14 protein-coding genes and 1 pseudogene are annotated in these 19,374 nt (G+C 67.7%); 9 read left to right on the top strand and 6 right to left on the bottom strand.

Translation table 11 applies throughout. From position 1 onward, the window contains the following. Nucleotides 1-12: 12 nt before the first annotated feature. Complete coding sequence (locus tag ACI7BZ_RS19005) at nucleotides 13-2,772, bottom strand: nitrate/nitrite transporter (RefSeq protein ID WP_414118696.1); 2,760 nt, start codon at nucleotides 2,770-2,772, stop codon at nucleotides 13-15. 247 nt (nucleotides 2,773-3,019) lie between these two features. On the opposite strand from ACI7BZ_RS19005, the gene ACI7BZ_RS19000 reads away from it, so the two are divergent. Beyond that, the gene (locus ACI7BZ_RS19000) at nucleotides 3,020-3,715 is read left to right on the top strand and encodes a cyclic nucleotide-binding domain-containing protein (protein ID WP_414118695.1); all 696 of its coding nucleotides are present in this window, start codon (nucleotides 3,020-3,022) and stop codon (nucleotides 3,713-3,715) included. 54 nt (nucleotides 3,716-3,769) lie between these two features. Here the strand turns inward: ACI7BZ_RS19000 and ACI7BZ_RS18995 are convergent, their stop codons facing one another. Next, the gene (locus ACI7BZ_RS18995) at nucleotides 3,770-5,929 is read right to left on the bottom strand and encodes a TonB-dependent siderophore receptor (RefSeq protein ID WP_414118694.1); all 2,160 of its coding nucleotides are present in this window, start codon (nucleotides 5,927-5,929) and stop codon (nucleotides 3,770-3,772) included. Between the two features lie 490 nt (nucleotides 5,930-6,419). On the opposite strand from ACI7BZ_RS18995, the gene ACI7BZ_RS18990 reads away from it, so the two are divergent. The 5 genes from ACI7BZ_RS18990 to ACI7BZ_RS18970 all read left to right on the top strand — a co-directional run bounded on the left by ACI7BZ_RS18990 (nucleotide 6,420) and on the right by ACI7BZ_RS18970 (nucleotide 11,341). Then, nucleotides 6,420-7,268 carry an ABC transporter ATP-binding protein gene (locus ACI7BZ_RS18990; RefSeq protein WP_414118693.1) on the top strand — a complete coding sequence of 283 codons (849 nt, stop codon included), beginning with the start codon at nucleotides 6,420-6,422 and terminating at the stop codon, nucleotides 7,266-7,268. Next, on the top strand, nucleotides 7,265-8,362 hold the full coding sequence (locus tag ACI7BZ_RS18985) for a FecCD family ABC transporter permease (protein ID WP_414118692.1): 1,098 nt from the start codon (nucleotides 7,265-7,267) through the stop codon (nucleotides 8,360-8,362). Before ACI7BZ_RS18990 ends, ACI7BZ_RS18985 begins: the two co-directional genes overlap by 4 nt. After that, nucleotides 8,359-9,408, top strand: coding sequence for a FecCD family ABC transporter permease (locus tag ACI7BZ_RS18980; RefSeq protein ID WP_414118691.1), 1,050 nt, complete (start codon nucleotides 8,359-8,361; stop codon nucleotides 9,406-9,408). The genes ACI7BZ_RS18985 and ACI7BZ_RS18980 overlap by 4 nt, the downstream gene beginning before the upstream one ends. Before the next feature lie 8 nt (nucleotides 9,409-9,416). Further along, entirely contained in the window at nucleotides 9,417-10,376 is a 960-nt protein-coding gene (locus tag ACI7BZ_RS18975; RefSeq protein WP_414118690.1) for an ABC transporter substrate-binding protein, read from the top strand. Between the two features lie 71 nt (nucleotides 10,377-10,447). Continuing rightward, nucleotides 10,448-11,341, top strand: a complete 894-nt coding sequence (locus tag ACI7BZ_RS18970; protein ID WP_414118689.1) for a MurR/RpiR family transcriptional regulator — start codon at nucleotides 10,448-10,450, stop codon at nucleotides 11,339-11,341. Between the two features lie 202 nt (nucleotides 11,342-11,543). Here the strand turns inward: ACI7BZ_RS18970 and ACI7BZ_RS18965 are convergent, their stop codons facing one another. The 3 genes from ACI7BZ_RS18965 to ACI7BZ_RS18955 all read right to left on the bottom strand — a co-directional run bounded on the left by ACI7BZ_RS18965 (nucleotide 11,544) and on the right by ACI7BZ_RS18955 (nucleotide 14,768). After that, nucleotides 11,544-12,623, bottom strand: a complete 1,080-nt coding sequence (locus ACI7BZ_RS18965) for an ABC transporter substrate-binding protein (protein WP_414118688.1) — start codon at nucleotides 12,621-12,623, stop codon at nucleotides 11,544-11,546. Beyond that, a complete protein-coding gene (locus tag ACI7BZ_RS18960; RefSeq protein WP_414118687.1) occupies nucleotides 12,620-13,987 on the bottom strand; it encodes a sensor histidine kinase in 1,368 nt (455 codons plus the stop codon). The genes ACI7BZ_RS18965 and ACI7BZ_RS18960 overlap by 4 nt, the downstream gene beginning before the upstream one ends. A gap of 109 nt (nucleotides 13,988-14,096) precedes the next feature. Continuing rightward, nucleotides 14,097-14,768, bottom strand: a complete 672-nt coding sequence (locus tag ACI7BZ_RS18955) for a response regulator transcription factor (RefSeq protein ID WP_414118686.1) — start codon at nucleotides 14,766-14,768, stop codon at nucleotides 14,097-14,099. A gap of 286 nt (nucleotides 14,769-15,054) precedes the next feature. Between ACI7BZ_RS18955 and ACI7BZ_RS18950 the strand changes: the two genes are divergently transcribed. From ACI7BZ_RS18950 to ACI7BZ_RS18940, 3 genes are all read left to right on the top strand, one after another. After that, the gene (locus ACI7BZ_RS18950; protein ID WP_414118685.1) at nucleotides 15,055-16,107 is read left to right on the top strand and encodes an ABC transporter substrate-binding protein; all 1,053 of its coding nucleotides are present in this window, start codon (nucleotides 15,055-15,057) and stop codon (nucleotides 16,105-16,107) included. A gap of 196 nt (nucleotides 16,108-16,303) precedes the next feature. Next, nucleotides 16,304-18,061 (top strand): ABC transporter permease, encoded by a 1,758-nt coding sequence (locus tag ACI7BZ_RS18945; RefSeq protein WP_414118684.1) that lies wholly within the window; start codon nucleotides 16,304-16,306, stop codon nucleotides 18,059-18,061. Further along, a complete protein-coding gene (locus tag ACI7BZ_RS18940; RefSeq protein WP_414118683.1) occupies nucleotides 18,054-19,121 on the top strand; it encodes an ABC transporter ATP-binding protein in 1,068 nt (355 codons plus the stop codon). The genes ACI7BZ_RS18945 and ACI7BZ_RS18940 overlap by 8 nt, the downstream gene beginning before the upstream one ends. 170 nt (nucleotides 19,122-19,291) lie before the next feature. On the opposite strand, the pseudogene ACI7BZ_RS18935 reads toward ACI7BZ_RS18940, so the two are convergent. Next, nucleotides 19,292-19,372: pseudogene (locus ACI7BZ_RS18935) on the bottom strand (thiolase family protein); the annotation flags it as partial. Nucleotides 19,373-19,374 lie beyond the last annotated feature (2 nt).

The raw sequence follows: 19,374 nt of genomic DNA, 5'->3' as shown, positions 1-19,374 counted from the left end.
TCCTGCCTCCCGTTACGCGGCCGTGGCCGGACGGTGGGTGGGGCGCGGGGTGATCCCGCGCTCGATGTCGTGGAGCAGGCCGCCCTTACGGGTGTAGACGGCCCATGTGATGAGAAGGCAGCTCACGTAGAAGCCGAGGAAGGCCCACAGCGCCGCTTCGGGCGAGCCGGTGAGGGCGATGGAGGAGCCGTAGCCCTTGGGGATGAAGAAGGCCCCGAAGGCGGCAATGGCCGAGGTGAAGCCGGTGATGGCAGCCGCCTCCTTCTCCGCCTGCCGGCGGCGCGTCTCGGCGTCGGCGGCCGGCATCAGCCGGTCCATCTCCTTCGCCATGATGGTGGGGATCATCTGGAAGGTGGAGGCGTTGCCCACCCCGGTGGCGAAGAACAGCACCAGGAAGCAGCCGAAGAAGGCCCAGAATGCCCAGGGCTCGGAGCGCATGCCGATGGACCACAGCACGCCGGACACGCCCGCCATCATCAAGAGGAAGACATAGATGGTGACGCGCCCGCCGCCATACTTGTCCGCGAGCCAGCCGGTGCCGGAGCGCGACAGCGCGCCGACGAGGGGCCCGAGGAAGGCATAGGCGAGGGCGTTGACTTCAGGAAACAGGATCTTCGACAGCAGCGGAAAGCCCGCCGAATAGCCGATGAACGACCCGAAGGTGCCGGTGTAGAGCCAGCACATGATCCAGTTGTGCTTGCGCTGGAAGATCACCGCCTGCTCGCGGAACGAGGCGCGGGCGTCGGCGATGTCGTTCATGCCGAACCACGCCCCGAAGGCGGACAGGATGATGAACGGCACGAAGATGAAGCCGGCATTCTGCAGCCACATGGGGGCCGTGCCGCCCGCCGCCTTCACCATGGCCGGATCGCCGCCGAGGCCGCCGAAGACGCCCATGGTGATGACGAGGGGCACCACGAACTGCACCACGCTGACCCCGAGATTGCCGAGGCCGGCATTGAGCGCCAGCGCATTGCCCTTCTCCGCCTTCGGGAAGAAGAAGGAGATGTTGGCCATGGAAGAGGCGAAATTGCCACCGCCGAAGCCGCACAACAGCGCCAGGATCAGCAGCACCACATAGGGCGTGTCCGGGTTCTGCACCGCATAGCCGATGCCCACCGCCGGGATGATCAGCGACCAGGTGGTGAGCGTCGTCCACAGCCGCCCGCCGAAGATGGGCACCATGAAGGAATAGAAGATGCGCAGCGTCGCCCCGGTCAGCCCCGGCAAGGCGGCGAGCCAGAACAGCTCATCGGTGGTGAAGCGGAAGCCCACCAGCGGCAGCTTGGCCACCACCACGGACCACACCTGCCACACCGCGAAGGACAACAGCAGCGCCGGGATGGAGAGCCACAGGTTGCGCCGCGCGATGGCCCGGCCGGTCTTCTGCCAGAAGGTGGGGTCTTCCGGCCGCCAGTCGGTGAGAATGGCGCCCTTGACCGGCGCCGGGGTGGCGACGGCCGCAGGCTGCATGCCTTGCATCTCCGGCAGCTGGGGCAGATGCTCCAGCGTCTCGCCCGTTGCCTCCTTCTCCATCTGGCGGATGGCGAGGTGCATCCAGGCCAGCGAGCCGGCGGCGAGCACGAACAGCAGCATGAAGCAGCTGGTCCACAGGCCGGTCAAATCGTTAAGCACGCCGAACATGAGCGGCAGGATGAAGCCGCCGAGCCCGCCGATCATGCCCACGAGCCCGCCCACGGCGCCCACGCTGGAGGGGTAGTAGACCGGAATGTGCTTGTAGACCGCGGCCTTGCCCAGGGCCATGAAGAAGCCGAGCACGAACACGGTGACGGTGAAGCCCACCACGCCCATTTCCATGTGGAAGGCGATGGGGCCATGGATGCCCTGCACCACATAAGCGGTGGGCGGGTAGGACAGGATGAAGGTGGCCACCACCGAGACCAGGAAGGTCCAGTACATCACCCGCCGGGCGCCGTAGACGTCGGAGAGATGACCGCCATAGGCGCGGAAGATGCTGGCCGGCACCGAGAAGGCGGCGGCGATCATGCCAGCGCTCTTGATGTCGAGGCCATAGACCTTCACCAGATACTGGGGCAGCCACAGCGCCAGCGCGACGAAGGCGCCGAACACGAAGAAATAGTAGAGCGCGAAGCGCCAGACCTGGATGTTCTTGAGCGGCTCAAGCTCCAGCCATGCGCTCTTCGGCCGGATGCCGAGGCGGCGGCGCTCCACCAGCACCGGATCGTCCTTGGTGGTGAGGAAGAACACGATGGCCATCACCACGAGGGCCGCGGCCCACACCTGGGCCACCATCTGCCAGCCATAGGCGACGAGGACGAAGGGGGCGAGGAACTTGGTGACCGCCGCGCCCACGTTGCCGGCGCCGAAGATGCCCAGCGCGGTGCCCTGCTTTCCGGCGGGATACCAGCGCGAGACATAGGCGACGCCCACCGCGAACGACCCGCCGGCAATGCCCACGCCGAGGGCGGCGATGAGGAACTGCGGATAGGTGGTGGCATAGGTCAGAAGGAAGGTGGCGAGGGCCGCCGCCAGCATGGTCAGGCTGAAGACCACGCGCCCGCCGTAAAGGTCGGTCCAGATGCCCAGGGCCACGCGGATGAGCGATCCGGTGAGGATGGGCGTTCCCACCAGCAGGCCGAACTGGGTGTCCGAAAGCCCCAGGTCCTGGCGGATGCGGATGCCGATGATGGAAAAGATCGTCCACACCGCAAAGCACACGGTGAAGGCGATGGTGCTCATGGCGAGGGAGGTCCGCTGGTCCGCGGCGCTCACGTCTCGAATGGGTTGCATGGCTTCTACTCGCCTGTTGCAAAGGCACGGACTGGTCGTGCGGCTCGGAAACTGCGGCAGGCGCGATGCTCGATCTTTGACTTATATCAGTAATAGAAGGCGCGTGTACGATTTGAAGGTGGATTTCGCGCAAATCAGTGGCAGGATTTGCGTATTTAATACATAGTATTTGCGATAATCAATTTATCAATTGACATTTATCAATCAATAGAGTCCCATGCGCCCGTTCGCCGCCATCGAGGAACGCATGAGGCCCGAAGACGCCGCTGCCATCCGCAGCCTGCCGCTTTTTCACGACGCGCGGGAGGAGACCTTCGCGGCGCTGGTGCACGCCGGATTCCTGCAGCGGTTCCCGCCCGGCGTGGTCCTCATCAACGAGAGCGATCCGGCGGATTTCCTGCATGTGGTCGTGGAGGGGCTGGTGGAGATGTTTGCCACGAGCAACGGGCGCGACACCACCCTCAGCATCGTGCGGCCGGTGGGCACCTTCATTCTCGCGGCGGTGCTCAATGACGAGGTCAATCTCCAGTCGGCCCGCACCCTGGAGAAGTCGCAGGTGCTCATGATCCCGGCGGAGAAGGTCCGGGCCGCCCTGGCCACCGATGCCGCCTTCACCCGCGCCGTGGTCACCGAGCTTGCCCGCGGCTACCGCCGGGCGGTCAAGGAAGTGAAGAACCAGAAGCTGCGCACCGGCGCCGAGCGCCTGGCCAACTGGCTGCTTCAGGAGGAGGCGGGGCAGGGTGGGGCAAGCGTGGTCGACCTCGGCTTCGAGAAGCGCGTCCTGTCCTCGCTTCTGGGCATGACGCCCGAGAATCTCTCCCGGGCGTTCGCGACCCTGCGGGCCCATGGCGTGGTGATCCAGGGCGCGCAGATGCGCATCGTGGACCGGCCGGCGCTGTTGCGGCTGGCGCAGCCCAACCCCCTGATCGATGCGCCCGAGTGAGTCTTTGCTCTCCGTGAGGGAAGGTCGCGCCCGGCCCCGCCCGCCGCCGGAATTTCAGAACTGCATGCGGGCGGAGAGGGTTGCTTCCAGCGGATCGCCGATGGCAACGCCAAGGTTGTTGGTGCCGATGGAGGATGTGTAATAGGTGGTGTCGAACAGGTTCTTCACGTTGAGCTGGACCGTGACCGGCGTCGGCGCGGCAATGGTGTAGGCGGCCATGAGGTCGAACACCACATAGGCCGGCAGCCAATAGGTGTTGGCGGCCACCCCGGGGGCGGCGCTGCGTCCATGGAAGCCGCCGCCGACCTTCAGCTTGTTGTCGCCCCAGACCTTGCCGAAATCATAGGTGGCGAACAGCGAATAATTGTGCCGCGCCACGTTTGCCGGCACGTTCCCGGCATAATCGGGGTCCTCGACGATCACCGCGTCGGTGAGGCCATAGCTGGCGATGAGGTTGATCCGGTCGGTGACGGCGCCGGAAATGTCGAACTCCAGCCCGCGCGAGCGCACCTTGCCGGCGGTGCGCGCAAAGCTCTCGCCGTTGATCACCTCCGTATAGAGCACGTTCTCCTTCTCGATGTTGAAGATCGCCGCCGTGCCGGTGAGACCCTTGAAGATCTCGAACTTGACGCCGGCCTCGTAGGAAACGCCCGTCTCCGGCGGCAGGGAGCCCACATAGCTGGCGATGGACAGCTGCGGCATGAAGGAGGTCGCATAATTGGCATAGAAGGAGAGCGTGTCGGTCGCCTTGTAGACGAGGCCCGCCCGGGGCATGAATTCGCCGCCCTCGGCATCGGTATTCAGATTGAAGGGGCGCCCCTTGCCGGCCATCTGGGTGTAATATTGATAGCTCGCCCCGGCGACCACGATCCACTGCTCGGTCAGGTAGAGCGCATCCTGGGCATAGCCGTTATAGAGGGATTGCTGCTGCGTCTGGTCGCTGTCGGCGGCCGACACCGTGGTGCAATAGGGCAGGTTGCCGTAGATGGGATTGTAGATGTTGAATCCCGTCTTGTTCTTGCAACGGATCATGTCCGTGCGCAACAGGTCGTAATTATTGTAGGCGGCACCGAACAGAAGCTCGTTCTTCATGCCGGCGACATTGACATTGCCGCTGAGGTCGGCGCGTACGTTGTGGTTCTGCTGGGTGGAATCCTGCGTGGCGTCGGACCGGCGGGTGAGGTTGCCGGTGGCGGAATCATAGGCGATGACGCGGGCCTGGTTGTCCGCATAGACATCCTGGCTGTAGGCATAGTTGACCTTCAGCTTCCAGGCGTTGCTGAATTCGTGGTCGATCCCGGCCAGGAACAGGTCGGATGTGCCGTTGGTGATGTTGTATGGCTCGTCGAAGCGGATGCGGCGATCCACCGGCACGGCCTTGCCGGTGCCCAGATCGAAGATGGTGCCACGGTCGAACGGCACGGAATATTCGCGGTGGGTGTAGGCGATGGTCGCCACCGTGTCCTCGCCATAATAGGCCAAAGAGGGGGCGAGGATGCCCTGCTCGATGTCGCCGAAATTGCGCCAGTAATTGGTGTCCTGATATTCGCCGATGAAGCGGTAGGCGAGGTGGGTGTCGGATATGGGGCCGGTCAGGTCGAAGTCCGCATAGCCGCCGCCGAAGCTGGTGAGCGAGCCGTCGAGGATGGCGGCGAAGGTTTCCTGCGGCTTCTTGGTGATGACATTGATGATGCCGCCCGGCTCCTGGATGCCGTAGAGGGTGGAGGCGGGCCCCTTCAGCACTTCCACCCGGTCGGTAGTGGCATTGAAGCTGCGGGGCAGCACCGTGCGCAGCCCGTTGGTGAGTACGCCGCCGTCGCGATTATCGCCGAAGCCGCGGCGGATGAAGGCGTCCTGCGTGCCGCCCAGCGTGTTGGCCTGGGTGACGTTGCTCACATTGGCCAGCACCTGGTCCAGGGTGCGGGCGTTCTGGTCCACGATGACCTCGTTGGTCACCACGTTCACCGCCTGCGGAATGTCGAGGATCGGCATCTGCGTCAGCGTCGCGGTGGAGGTGGCGATGGGCTGGTAGCCCTCCACCCGGCCCTCGCTGCGCTCCGCCGTCACGACGACGGTGGAGAGCGCGACATCTTCCGCATCGCTCGCCGGGGCCTCCTGAGCACAGGCCAGGCCGGACGCAAAGGCAAGCGGCGCGAGGCTCACGGCCGAGGCCGCAAGGTGCCGGCGCAGGCGGAAGGTTGAACATGAAGACATCGGACCATCACCCCAAAGGCGGTTCTGCAATCATCCCGGCCGCGGCCGGCTCCGGTCCATCGACCGGAAACCGCGGCTGGAGCGGAAATCGGGGCCGAGTCTTGGAAGGAAGGTGTAGTAGTAAAATCTGGAGGTGGTCTAATATCGCTCCAGGTTGAGGAGGCGGATTCCTTGAATGGCTTTCATGAAATAAGCATAATGTGCAATTGGATCGTCCGATCCGCGTGCAGGTGGTGAGTAGCATGGGTGTCGCGGGTGGGAAATGGCGCAGTTTCAGAAATGGAATAATTTAAATCTATGACGGAAGTGGCCTGCCCGTGTGGCGTTGGAGCCGGCATCTGGCGGAAATTGCAGGTTCTTGCGTTCGTCTGCGGTTTGACTACTACACAGGTGCGGCAGAAGCAGGCCCGGTGGATCGGGGCCGGATATGCTGCGGCGCCCGGCCCGGTGCGCCGGGCGATCCGGGTGGGAGAGGATGCAGGAAGGCTTGATGGCTGACACCAGCGGGCGCGCCTCCGGCGAGACGGCAGAGGAACGCAGGCCCATGCGGCTGGAGGTGGCCGCCCTCAGCGCCGGATACGGCCACCGCATGGTGGTGGACGACGTGACCTTCACCGTCCCCGCCGGCGGCATGACCGCCCTCATCGGCCCCAACGGTTCGGGAAAATCCACCCTGCTCGGCGCCATGGCGCGGCTGTTGAAGCCGTTCGCGGGCGCGGTGCGCCTCGATGGGCGCTCCATCCACCAGATGCCAACCCGTGCGCTGGCCCGCGACCTCGGCATCCTGCCCCAGAGCCCGGTGGTGCCGGAGGGGCTCACCGTATTCGATCTGGTCTCCCGCGGCCGCTATCCCCACCAGGGGTTCCTGCGGCAATGGAGCGACGCGGACGATGCCGCGGTGGAAGCCGCCATGCGCCTCACCGGCACGCTGGGCTTCGCGCGCACGCCGGTTGAGGCCCTGTCCGGCGGGCAGCGCCAGCGGTGCTGGATCGCCATGGCCATGGCGCAGGAGACGCAGGTGATCCTCCTGGACGAGCCCACCACCTTCCTGGACCTGCGATACCAGGTCGAGGTGCTGGACCTGCTGCGCCGGCTGGCCCGCGGCCATGGCCGTACGGTGGTGGTGGTGCTGCACGACCTGAACATGGCGCTGGCCTATGCCGACACCGTGCTGTGCCTGAAGGATGGGCGCATTCGCGGCGTGGTGGAGGGCGGCGCCGGCCTGTCGCCGGAGCTGGTGCGGGAGATCTTCGGGGTCGCGGTGCTGGCGCTGGAAAATCCCGAAACCGGCCGGCCGGTGTTCGTTCCCCGTGCCGCCGTGCCGGACGCCGCCCCATGAGCCGCCCCATAAGCCTTACGCCAGCGCCTGCCGCTCGTGCTGCAGGCTGCGCCCTTCGGCAGGCCGGCCGGCGCCTGCCGCAGATCGGTGCCGCATTCGGCCTCATTCTGGTGGTGGCGGGGCTTGCCGTCGCCCATCTGGGGGCCGGGGCGCGGCCGATCGCGCCGCGGGTGGTGATCGAGGCGCTGGTGGCGTTCGATGCCGACAGCTTCGACCACAATGTGGTGGTGGAACTGCGCCTGCTCCGGCTCCTCGCCGGCCTCGTGGTGGGGGCGGGGCTGGGGGTGTGCGGGGCGCTGGTCCAGTCCATCACCCGCAATCCCCTGGGTGAACCCCATGTGCTGGGGCTGAATGCGGGGGCAGCCCTCGCCGTGGTCACCACCCTTTCCCTGGGCCCGCTGCTGGCGACGCAGCCGGGGGCCCTGCCGCCCGCCGAGGCGCTGGTCGCCGCCCGGCCATTTGTCGCCGCCCTCGGCGCCGGGGCACTGTTCGCCCTCGTGGTGGCCGCGGCCTCGGCGGGTCGCTCCGGCCCCACGCCGCTGAAGGTGACGCTGTGCGGCGTCGCCTTCTCGGCGTTCGCGGCGGCGCTCACCTCGGCCCAGCTCATCCTCGACGACCAGACCCTGGCGACGGTGCGGCTCTGGCTCGCCGGCGATCTCTCCGGCCTGCGCTATGGCGCGCTGCGGGCGGCGTGCGTGCCGGCGGGACTAGGCCTTGCCATCGCCTTCGCCGTGGCCGGGCGGCTGGATGCACTGGCCCTGGGCGACGGCGTGGCCCGCGGCCTCGGGGTCGATGTCGCCCGCACCCGCCTTGCCGGCCTCGTCGCCGCCGGCCTCCTGGCCGGGGCGGCGGTGTCCCTGGCCGGCCCCATCGGCTTTGTCGGGCTGGTGGTGCCCCACGCCTTGCGGGCACTGGGCGTGCGCGACATGCGCCTCGCCCTGCCGCTGTCCGCCCTGGGCGGCGCGGCGCTGCTGCTGGCGGCGGACCTTGCCGCGCGCACCCTTCTCGCCCCGCGGGAGCTGGCCACCGGGGCGATGACGGCGCTGGTGGGGGTGCCGGTATTCATCGCCCTCGCGGCACGGGGGCGGCGATGAGCGGGGCTGCCCACGCCGCCGGGCATCGCAGGTTCGCCCTGGGGCCGTTGTCCATCCGGCTGCGCCCGCGGGTGGCGGTGTTTGGCGCCGTGCTGGCCGCAGCCATCCTTGGAACCGGCCTGTTCGCGCTTGCCTCGGGCAGCCTGCCGCTTTCCCTGCGGGATGTGCTTGCGGCCCTCGTGCGCGCGCCGGTGGCGCCGGAGGTGATGCAGGTGGTGGCGGGCATCCGCCTGCCGCGGGTGCTCCTGGCGGTGCTGGCCGGCGCCATGCTGGGGCTTTCCGGCGCCGCCATGCAGGCGCTGACGCGCAACGGCCTTGCCGATCCCGGCCTGATCGGCGTGAAGGAGGGGGCGAGCGTCGCCGTGCTCGTCCTCATTCTCGCCTTTCCTGCGGTGGACGTGGCCGCTCGTGCGCCGGCCGGCATGGCGGGCGGGCTCGCGGTGGCCCTCGGTGTGGCGGCGCTGGCCCGCGACGTGTCCGGCGTGCGCTTCGTGCTGGTGGGCATCGGCGTGTCGTGGCTGCTTTCGGCGGCGCTGCTGGTCTTCCTCACCACCGCCGACGTGGACGATGTGGAAACCGCCCTGGTCTGGCTCGCCGGCAGTCTGCATGGCGCCGACTGGCCGCTGGTGCCCGTGGCGGCCTTCTGGGGCGCGCTGGGGGCCGGCACGCTGTTCCTCACTGCACGTGCCGCCGATGCGGCCCTGCTGGGCGACGGCGCCGCGCGCGGGCTGGGGGTGCGGCTGAAACTGCTCGGCGCCCTCACCCTGGCCGCGCCGGTGCTGATGACGGCGGCGGCGGTGTCCTGCGTCGGCAGCCTCGGCTTCGTCGGCCTCATGGCGCCGCACATGGCGCGCCTCCTACTGGGCGGGGGGCAGGCGGCCGTGCTGGGCGCGAGCGCTCTTTTCGGCGGCTTCATGGTGCTGGCGGCCGACACCGCGGGGCGGCTGCTCTTCGCCCCGCTCCAGATCCCCGCCGGCATCGTGATGTGTGTCGTGGGCGTGCCCTTCTTCCTTTTCATCCTGTGGCGGCGGCGCGACCGCCTGTGATGCGCGACATGAACCGATCCCTGCTGAAGCTGCTTCTCCCGGTCCTGCTGCTCCTGGGCGGCGACGCCCGTGCGCTGGCGCAGACGCGGGCCTTCACCGACGATCTCGGCCGCACCGTCCAGGTGCCCGAGCGGCCGCAGCGCATCGTGTCGCTGCATGACCTCGACATCACGTTGCCGCTGATCGAACTCGGGGTGATGCCGGTGGCGAGCCACGGGCGCGTGCGGCCGGATGGCACCCGCTTCCTGCGCGCCGGCAAGCTCTTGACGGGCGTTGATTTCGATACGGCGCCCATCGCCTTCCTCGGTGCCGGCGCCATCGACCTGGAGGCGGTGGTGGCGGCGCGGCCCGACCTCATCATCACCTCGCCCACCCGCGACACCCCCATCTCCCAGCTGGAGCGCATTGCGCCCACGGTGAGCATCGAGCACCTCAGGGGCGGCCCCGCCGCCATCTATGGCAAGCTGGCGCTCCTGACCGGCACGCAGCAGCGCCTGGGCGCGCTGCAGCAGCGCTATGCGGCGCAGATCGCCCAATTGCGGCGTCTGGTGGATACGTCCCGCATCACGGTTTCGAGCTTTCAGGCCAACCAGGGCAAGATCACGGTGTTCCACACCGATCGCGCCCTGGGCCGGGTCCTGCGCGATGCCGGCTTCCGCTTTCCGCCGCTGGTGGAGGCGATCCCCGAAGGCGGGCGCATGGATGTGAGCGCGGAGCGGCTGCCCGACATCGACGCCGACTTTACCTTCGGGACCTTCCGCTCCGATCTGGGCGACGGCCCGCGGGAGGAGATGGCGGCCATGGACCAGGTGATGCCCGGCTGGTGCCGCATGATGAAGGCATGCCGCGACGGCCGCCACCTGATGCTGCCGCGCGACGAGACCATTTCCAACACCTATGCCGCCCTCAGCCTGCTGGTGCCGGTGGTGCAGGCGCAGGTGCTCCGCCTGTCGCCGGCGCGGCGGTAAGCGGCGTTGAAACGACGGCTTGCCCTGTGCCAGCATGCCGGGATCGGTTGGCAGGGGGCGCACGGGGCCGGATGACGACGCCGACGCAAGGTGGCAGAAGCAGGGTCGATCGCCTCGGCGAGCGCCTGCGTGCGCGCCGCGCGGGCCTTTCCCCCCGCCTCAAGGTGGTCGCCGACTACATCAACGAGAACCGCCGCGCCGTGCTGGGCCAGTCGGCGCTGGAGATTGCCGCCGAGACGGCGACCTCCGACGCCACCGTCATCCGCGCCGTCCAGGCCCTCGGCTTCGACGGCTTGAAGGACCTCAAGCGCACCATCTCCGGCTATCTCGGCGAGGTGATCTCGTCGGTGGACAAGATGAGCTCCACCACCGAGCATCTGGCGCGCGACATCGATGCGGCCATCGACTTCGTTCGCGACGGCCACATGATGGGGATCGAGAAGATCACCACGCGGGAGAATCGCGACGCCATCGCCGCCGCCGTGGACCTGATGCGCAAGGCGGGCGGCATCGGCGTGTTCGGCATCGGCGCCTCGGCCATCCTTGCCGATTATGCCGCGCGCCTTCTGGTCCGCAACGGCCGGCACGCCTACGCCCTCAACCGCACCGGAATTTCTCTCGGCGAGCAACTCCTCGCCGTCCGGCGCGGCGACGTGCTGGTGATGATGGGGCAGGCCAGCGCCCACCGGGAGGGCGCGGCGGCGCTGGAGGAGGCGCGGCGGCTGGATGTGCCCATGATCCTCCTCACCGGCTCCGCCTCGCCCGCCTTCGGGCGGCAGGCGCAGGTGGTGATCCGCGTTCCGCGCGGCAAGTCGGAAACGGTACCGCTGCACGGGCTTGTGCTCATGTGCATCGAGATGCTGGTGATCGGCCTCGCCGCCGCCGAGCCGGAGCGCTCCACCCGCTCGCTGGAGCGCCTGCACACGCTGTATGACGACATCCGCAAGCCGCCGCGAAGCAATTGAGCCCCCCGGGCGGGGGGATGGGCAAGGGTTCCCGCGGTGTGGACGGCACCCGCGCGGGTGCCGTCCCGAACCGTATTGTCCGGCTTCGCTCGTGGTGGTGAGAAGGGTCACGTCCTTGTCGCCCTGGATCTCGTGGAGCGCGAAGTCGCGGCTCCATATGGGCGGATCGCGCCCCAGTAAATTCAACAAATATGACGCTGGTTCAAGGCCCTTGCGGCGCATCGAAGGCGGGGGTGCGCTTCGGAAAGGCGCTGCGCCAGCGGGCGAGGAATTGCTGACGGGTCGCCGCATCCACCGCCACCAGCAGCACCGGCGACAGGGGCACCGGCCGGAGCATGCCGCCGCGGGCGTCGCCGTCGTCGTCCTTCAGCAGAAGGCGGGTCCTGTTCAGCTGGTTGCGGCCCTCGGCGCCGAGCAGGAAGTCGATGAACGCGCCGGCATCGTCCACATTGGCTGCGCCCTTCGGGATCATGGCCGCCCGCGAGAGAATGAGGGTGTAATCCTCCGGCAGCACCACGCCAAGCAGCGGATCCTCGGCGGCGCGCGCGGCGGCATAGGAGCCAAGCACGTTGTAGCCGATGAGATAGGTGCCGTCCTGTACGCCACCGATCAGTTCCGCCGAGCAGCAGGTGGCCACCGCGCCGGAGCGGCCGAAGGCCTCGATCAGACTGCCGAAGGTGCTGGCCTGCAGGGAATCGGCAAAGGCGTAGATGTAGCCCGTTCCAGAGGCCTCGATGTCATAGGTGGCGACGCGGCCGGCATAGCGGCTGTCCACCGGGCGCAGCAGGTCGATAAGGTCGAACCGGGTGCGCGGCACCTCTTCCGGCGGCACGAGCTGGCGGTTGTAGATGATGACCCCGGGCTCCGCGGTGATGGCGAAGATCTCCGAGCGCCAGTGGCTCCCCTGGGGGATGGACGCGGTGGCGTCGGTGCGGTGGGGCAGCGCACAGCCGTCATTCACCAGCTTCAGCATGCGATCAATGCCGGAATTGATGATGAAGTCGGCGCCCGGCGCATGGGCGTTGCAGTCCGCCTCGGTCCGGGCGTTCAGGGCGTTGGCGGACCATTGCTCATAGTCGATGCGCAGATACGGCAGGGTCTGCGAAAAGGCCTGGAGCACGGTGCGGAACACGGGGATGTCGGTGGTGCCGCGCACCAGCAGGCGGCGCGGGGCATCCCCCGGCCCGAAGCTCGTCACCTCTTCCGGCCCCTCGGCGGCAACCAGCGGGAGCGGCGCGGCGGTGAGCAGGGCGATAAAGAGCACGACGCCAAGCAGCCTCATGAGGACGATTCCGGTAGCACGAGATAGGCCTCGAACGCGCGGTCCGCGGTGTGCGCGAAGGTGAGGCGGCCGCCATGGGCCTCGGCCACCGCGCGCACGATGGCAAGGCCGAGGCCGGCGCTCGATGAGGTGACGCCCGCCTCCTCCTTGTAGCGCCGCCGCGGGGCCGTGCGCGCCGCGCGCGGCATGCCGGGCCCGTGGTCGCGGACCCCGAGATTGAGATGGCCCCGGTCGCGGCGGACATAGACCGTCACCGGCGGGCGGCCATAGCGGCGGGCATTGGCCACAAGGTTTTTCACCGCCTCCACCAGTGACAGCGCATCGCCCCGGCACCACAGGGGGGCCTCGGGCAACTCCAGTTCCAGCGGCGCATCGGCGAGCAATTCGTGGTCGCTCTCGTCCACCGCCCGCATGGCGGCAGTGCGAAGATCGAGGCGGCCGAGGGGCACGCTGTCGCGCCGGTGAATAATCATCGCATGGCTGAGCAACTGGTCGGTCAGCCGGCTGAGGCCGACGGCCCGGTCGTGAATGCGCGCGACGAGAATCCGCTGGCGACCGATATCGCTTTCTTCCGCCGCAAGGTCCGCCTGCACCCGCAAGGCCGCCACCGGGGTGCGCAACTGGTGGGCCGTATCGCCGATGAAGTTGCGCATGGTTGCGGCCTGCCGGTCCACCCGCGCCATGAAATGATTGATGGCTGCCACCAGCCCGCCGATCTCCCGCGGTACATCCACCTTGAGTGGCGTAAGATCGTCCGGGTCGCGGCCGGCGAGGTCGCGCTCCAGCGCTTTGAGGGGCCCCAGCGCCGAGCGGACCGCAAACACCGCAAGCCCGGCCAGCGCCACCCCCACCAGTCCGGCGAGCAGCAGCGCCTGCCTAGCGATGTCACGGGCAAGGGCGGTGCGTGCGGTGAGCGTCTGGCCCACCACCACCGTGACGGTGCCGTTATAGCTGCGTTCGGAAAAATCGCGGCGCACCACCGCCATCCGCACGGGCTCGCCGGCGAAAATGCCGCCCACGTAGGGCGTGCCGGCGGCAAGGGCCACGCTCGCCTCACCATAGCCGGTAATGGTTTTCCCCTGCGGTCCGAAGACGCCATAGATGACCCGGTCGTCGGGAGCGAGGGCGAGAAGCTCGAAGGCCGACGCCGGCAGCGACAGCACCACCGCGCCATTCTCGATCCGCAGCGCGCCGGAGATCTGGTTGGCGGCGCCGACGAGCAGCCGGTCGTAGGCCTCCTGTGCTGCATGGGAGCCATAAGCGAGTGCCGCCACCGCCACCGCGCCGGCGCCCGCGGCAAACACCAGCACCATGGCCACCGCGAGCCGGCGAGTCAGCGACCCCGCCAGCGGACGGTCTTGCACGCTCCGCGGCGCCCCCTCTTGCGGGGCCCCCTGAGGCCGGCCGGCAGGCGGGGCAGGGCCGCAACCGGGCGGCTCGTCCTCCGCTCCGGCGGCTGCCGTGGCCGCGGGCTCAGCCACGGACCACCAGCTGATAGCCGAGGCCGCGCAGGGTGAGGATCTTCACGGTGCTCCCCTCCAGCTTGCGGCGCAGCCGCGCGACATAGGTCTCCACCGAGCTGAGGCCGACCTCCTCGTCGCCGAAGCCGAACATGCGCTCGAAAATGTGTTCCTTGGCCGCCACCCGGCCACGGCAGGCGATCAGGGTTTCCAGCAGGCTGAATTCGCGTCGGGTGAGGGTGAGCACGGTGTCGCGGACGCGGGCGGTGCGCCCGGCCGGGTCGAAGATCAGTTCGCCATAGATGACAAGTCCCATCCGGTCGTCACCGGCCCGCCGCGCCAGCGCCCGCACCCGGGCCTGGAGCTCGCGCAGGTCGAACGGCTTCACCATGTAGTCGTCGGCACCGGCGTCGAGCGCCGCCACCCGGTGGTCGATGGCCCCCTGCGCGGTCAGCATCAGCACCGGCGTCGCCTTGCCGGCGGCGCGCAGCAGCTTCAGGATGTCGGTGCCCTTGCCGTCGCCCAACTCGATGTCGAAGATGGCGACGTCGTAATCCTGCACCTCCAGCAGGTCCCTCGCCTCGGCGAAGGAGTGCGCCGTGTCCATGGCATCGCCGCGCCGGGCAAAGCTCGCCGCGATCGCCTCGGCGACATCGACGGTATCCTCCACGAGCAGCAGGCGCATCAGGTCCCCCGGTGCGGCCTGTCCGGCGCGGCCGCTTGCCGCAAGCGTAATTCAAGGTCGGGGCGGCGAAAAGCGGTGGCAGGCCGCACTCTGACAGGTTCATGCCAGCTTCCGCGCCTAGACAGGGTGGCACGACGGGTCCGCCTGAGATCCGCGCAGAACAAGAAGAACACCGGGTGGGAAGCGGGCCGCCATGCTTTTTCATAGCGTGCGGCGGCGAAAGCGGCGTTACGCCCTTGCCACGCCCTCCCGGTCGAATCTTGCGCCGAACCGGAGGAAATTTGCGATGAGGACAATTGCACTGGCCTGCGCCGCTTTGATGGGTCTCTCCGGCGGCGCTGTCGCCGCCGACGAGGCGACCATTGCCGCAGCCAACAAGGAGGGTGGCCTCGTCATCTATTCTGCCACGGATTATGCCCAGGTCCAGCCGATGATCGAGGCGTTTCGGGCCAAGTATCCGAATATTAAGGTAGATTACAACGATCTGAATACCAACATCATCTATAATCGGGTGATTTCCGAAGCGGCGGCCAACCAGGTCGGTGGCGACGTGGTCTGGAACTCGGCCATGGACCTGCAGATGCGCCTTGCCAAGGACGGCTACCTGCAATCCTATGAATCCTCCGAACGGGCGAACCTGCCCGGTTGGGCGGTTTCGGACGACCACAAGCTCTACGCCATCACGGTGGAGCCCGTCGGCGCCATCTACAACAAGCTTGCCGTCGGCGCGGCCGACGCACCCAATACCCGCGCCAAGCTGATCGCCCTCATGTCGCGCCCGGACGCCAAGGGGCGGATCGCCACCTTCGATCCGGAAAAGAGCGGCATCGCCTTCCTCATCCAGACCAACGACGCCAAGGAAACCACGACTTTCAAGGGTCTGGTCGCAGCCTTCCGGGCCGCCGGCGGCAAATCCTACTCGTCGAGCGGTTCCATGCGGGAGACGGTGGCCTCGGGGGAGAATATCCTCGCCTTCAATCTCATCGGCTCCTACGCCATGGAATGGGCCAAGGACAGCCAGACCATCGGCGTCGTCTTCGGTGAGGATTACACCCCCGCCTTCTCGCGCCTCGCCGGCATCCTCGACAAGGCGCCCCACCCGAACGCCGCCAAGGTCTTCATGGACTTCGCCCTGGGCCAGGAGGGCCAGGCCGCGCTCGCCGGCAAGGGGCTGCCCTCGGTGCGCAACGACGTGGCGACCGGCCTCAACATCGACACGCTCAACACGCGCGTCGGCGGCAACCTCAAGCCCATTCCCGTGGATGCCGCTTTGCTCGACTACACCAATCCGATGAAGCGGGTGCAATTCCTGCGCGGCTGGGCCGCCGGCAAGAACTGAGCGCGACGCGGTCGGGTTCTCTCCGCACCGCCAACCGTGATTGCTGCGGCCCGAACCCCTTCGCCCTGCCGCCACTTCCCGACCGGCCGGGGCGCCAACCTGAAACGCCCGTTCCCCGCGTGCGGACCTGCAGGTGTCGGCGACATGTCCGGCCCGAGGCGCCCGCATGCGCTCAGCATCTGCAGGAGCCCCGCCGATGACGGTACGCGTCGCCTCTCCCCCTCTGATCCAGCAGACATCCCCGGCGGCGCCGGCCATCCCGGCGCCGATCCCGCGCCCGGGCGAGGCCCGCGGCTTTCGCCGCATCGTGATTGGCGCGCTGGCGCTGGTCGTGGTGGCCCCCATCGCGCTCATCTTCTACCAGAGCTTTCTCGATGGTCCTTTCTTCCAGAAGAGCTCCATCCTGAGCCTCGAAGCCTATGTCTACGTCCTGACCGACCCCATGTTCTGGGATGCGTTGCTGAACACGGTCGTCATGGCGGTGGGCATGGTGGCCATCGCGCTGCCCCTGGGGGCCGCGCTTGCCTTCCTGCTCACCCGCACCGACGTGAAGTTCAAGAAGGCGCTGGAAGTGGTGGTTCTGGTACCGATGTTCATCTCGGCCATCGTGCTCGCCTTTGGCTACACGGTGTCCGTGGGCCCCTCCGGCTTCATATCCATTTTCGTCGAATCGATACTCGGCTATGTGCCGTGGAATATCTACTCTCTGGCCGGGATCGTATTTGTCACCGGCCTCAGTCACGTCCCGCACGTCTATCTATACGTATCCGCAGCGATGCGGAACCTGCCCTCCGACCTTGAAGAGGCGGCCCGCATCACCGGTGCGCCGCTGTGGCGGATCTGTGTCGATGTGACCGTGCCCATGGTGCTCCCTGCCATGGTTTTCGCCGCCGCCATCAACCTGCTGATCGGTTTCGAGATGTTCGGCGTGCCGCTGGTACTGGGCGATCCCACCGGAATCGTGGTTCTGACCACCTATATCTACAAGCTCACCACCCTGTTCGGCGTGCCGACCTACCAGCTCATGGCTGTCGTGGTGGTGGTGCTGGTGCTGATGACCCTGCCCATGGTGTGGTACCAGCGGCGCATCCTGCGCAACGCCCGGCGCTATGCGGCGCTCGGCGGCAAGGGTGCGCGCACCCAGGTGATGCGGCTCGGCGGCACCGGACAGGCGGTGGCGCTCGGCCTCATCGGGCTGTGGCTGTTCGTCTCGGTGGTGCTGCCCATCGGCGGCATCGTGCTGCGCGCCTTCGTCGATGCCTGGGGCCAGGGGGTGAACCCCTTCGCCCATCTCACCTTGCGCCATTTCGCCAGTCTCATGGACGTGCCGAGCCTCAGCCGGGGCATCGTCAACACCGTCATCCTCGCCGTGGCCGGCGGCGCGCTGGCGGTCGCCTTCTATCTCGTGGTGGGCCTCGCCGGCCACCGCAACAGGGACGCCTCGGGCATGGCGCTCGACTATCTGGTGCTGCTGCCACGCTCCATGCCGAGCCTCGTGGTCGGCCTCGCCTTCTTCTGGCTGTTCCTCTTCATCCCGTTCCTGCAACCGCTGCGCACCACGCTGATCGCCCTGTTCGCCGCCTATCTCATCGTCGGACTCTCCTACGGCCTGCGCCTGCTGCAGGGCACGCTGCTCCAGGTGGCGCCGGAACTGGAGGAGGCCGCCCGCACCACCGGCGCCACCATCACCCAGGGCTGGCGCGACGTGGTGATCCCCATCGTGAAGCCAGGCCTGCTTGGCGCCTGGGCGCTCATCATGATCGTGTTCCTGCGCGACTATGCCACCGCCGTCTATCTGATGAGCGCGGGCACCGAGGTCATCGGCTCGCTGATGGTTTCCCTCCTCCAGACCGGCGCCATGGACACCATCGCCGCTCTGGCCTTCGTCTCCATCATCCTCACCGGCGCCGCCATCGCGCTCGCCTTCCGCCTCGGAGCCAAGATCCATGACTGAGCTCGTCGTCTCCAACGTTCACAAGTATCTGGGCGGCCACCATATCCTGAAGGGCGCAGCGTTTGAGGCCGAGCGCGGCTCCATCGTCTCGCTGCTCGGCGCCTCGGGCAGCGGGAAGACCACCCTGCTACGCTGCATCGCTGGCCTGGAGCAGCCGGAAGTGGGCCAGATGCGCATCGGCGAGACGGTGCTGTTCGACAGCGAGCGCCGCTTTGTGCTGCCGCCGGAAAAGCGCAATATTGGCCTCGTGTTCCAGTCCTACGCCCTGTGGCCGCACCGCACGGTGATGGAGAATGTGGCCTATGGCCTCAAGCTGCGCGGCATCGACAAGGTGTCGGCCGGAAAGAAGGTGCAGGCGACCCTGGAGAAGATCGGCCTCGGCCATCTTGCCGACCGCTATCCCGACCAGCTTTCCGGCGGCCAGCAGCAGCGCGTCGCCATCTGCCGGGCGCTGGTCTATGAACCACGCGTGCTGCTGATGGACGAGCCGCTTTCCAACCTCGATGCCAAGCTGCGCGAGGAGGCCCGCTACTGGATCCGCAAGCTGATCCTCGACCTTGAGATCTGCGGCGTGCTGGTGACCCACGATCAGGCCGAGGCACTGGCCGCCTCGGACAACATCTTGTTGCTGCGCAACGGGGTGATCGTACAGGAGGGTGCGCCGCAGGAGATCTATACCCAGCCCGAGACCTTCTACGCCGCCGATTTCCTTGGCGCCAACAACGTGGCGGAGGGGCGCATCCGGCGCACCGCCCGCGGGGCCGTCATTGAAGGGGTGGACTGGACCCTCGACGGCGTGCTGCGCGGCATCGGCGGACAGGAGGGCATGGGCAAGGCGGTCATCCGCGTCGAGCAGATCGCGGTCCACGCTACGTCCGCCCCCGATCGGATCGAGATGAGCCTTGAAGCCTGCCTCTATCTTGGCGACCGCTGGGAATACCGCCTGTCCTTCGGCGACCTCAAGGTGAAGGCTTTCGGTTCAAGGACACTCGCCGCAGGGAGCCGGGTGTTCGTGGAGATCCCGCGCGATAGCGTGTGGCTGTTCACGGAAGCGGCGTGAGGGGTCGGCACCGGCGGCGATCCTCGACAGCCAGTCGGAGCGCCTCGCCGATCAAAAGGGGGCGCCAAGGGCTCCGACGATCGTCATAAAGAATGCCCTTCTCAAACGCGCTCTGAGAAACACCGGCCTCGTCATGTGGCCCCATTCTCGCGCAACGCCACGCGCCGGATCGCCTCCATGAGGATCAGGGCCGAGGCGCCGTCGGAGAGCTGCGAGGCATTCCCGGCCGTCACCGAGCCGCCCTCGATGACGG

The sequence above is a fragment of the Xanthobacter sp. AM11 genome (assembly GCF_047444035.1).
Taxonomy (GTDB): domain Bacteria; phylum Pseudomonadota; class Alphaproteobacteria; order Rhizobiales; family Xanthobacteraceae; genus Xanthobacter.
This window is presented reverse-complemented; position numbering and strand designations above follow the sequence as displayed.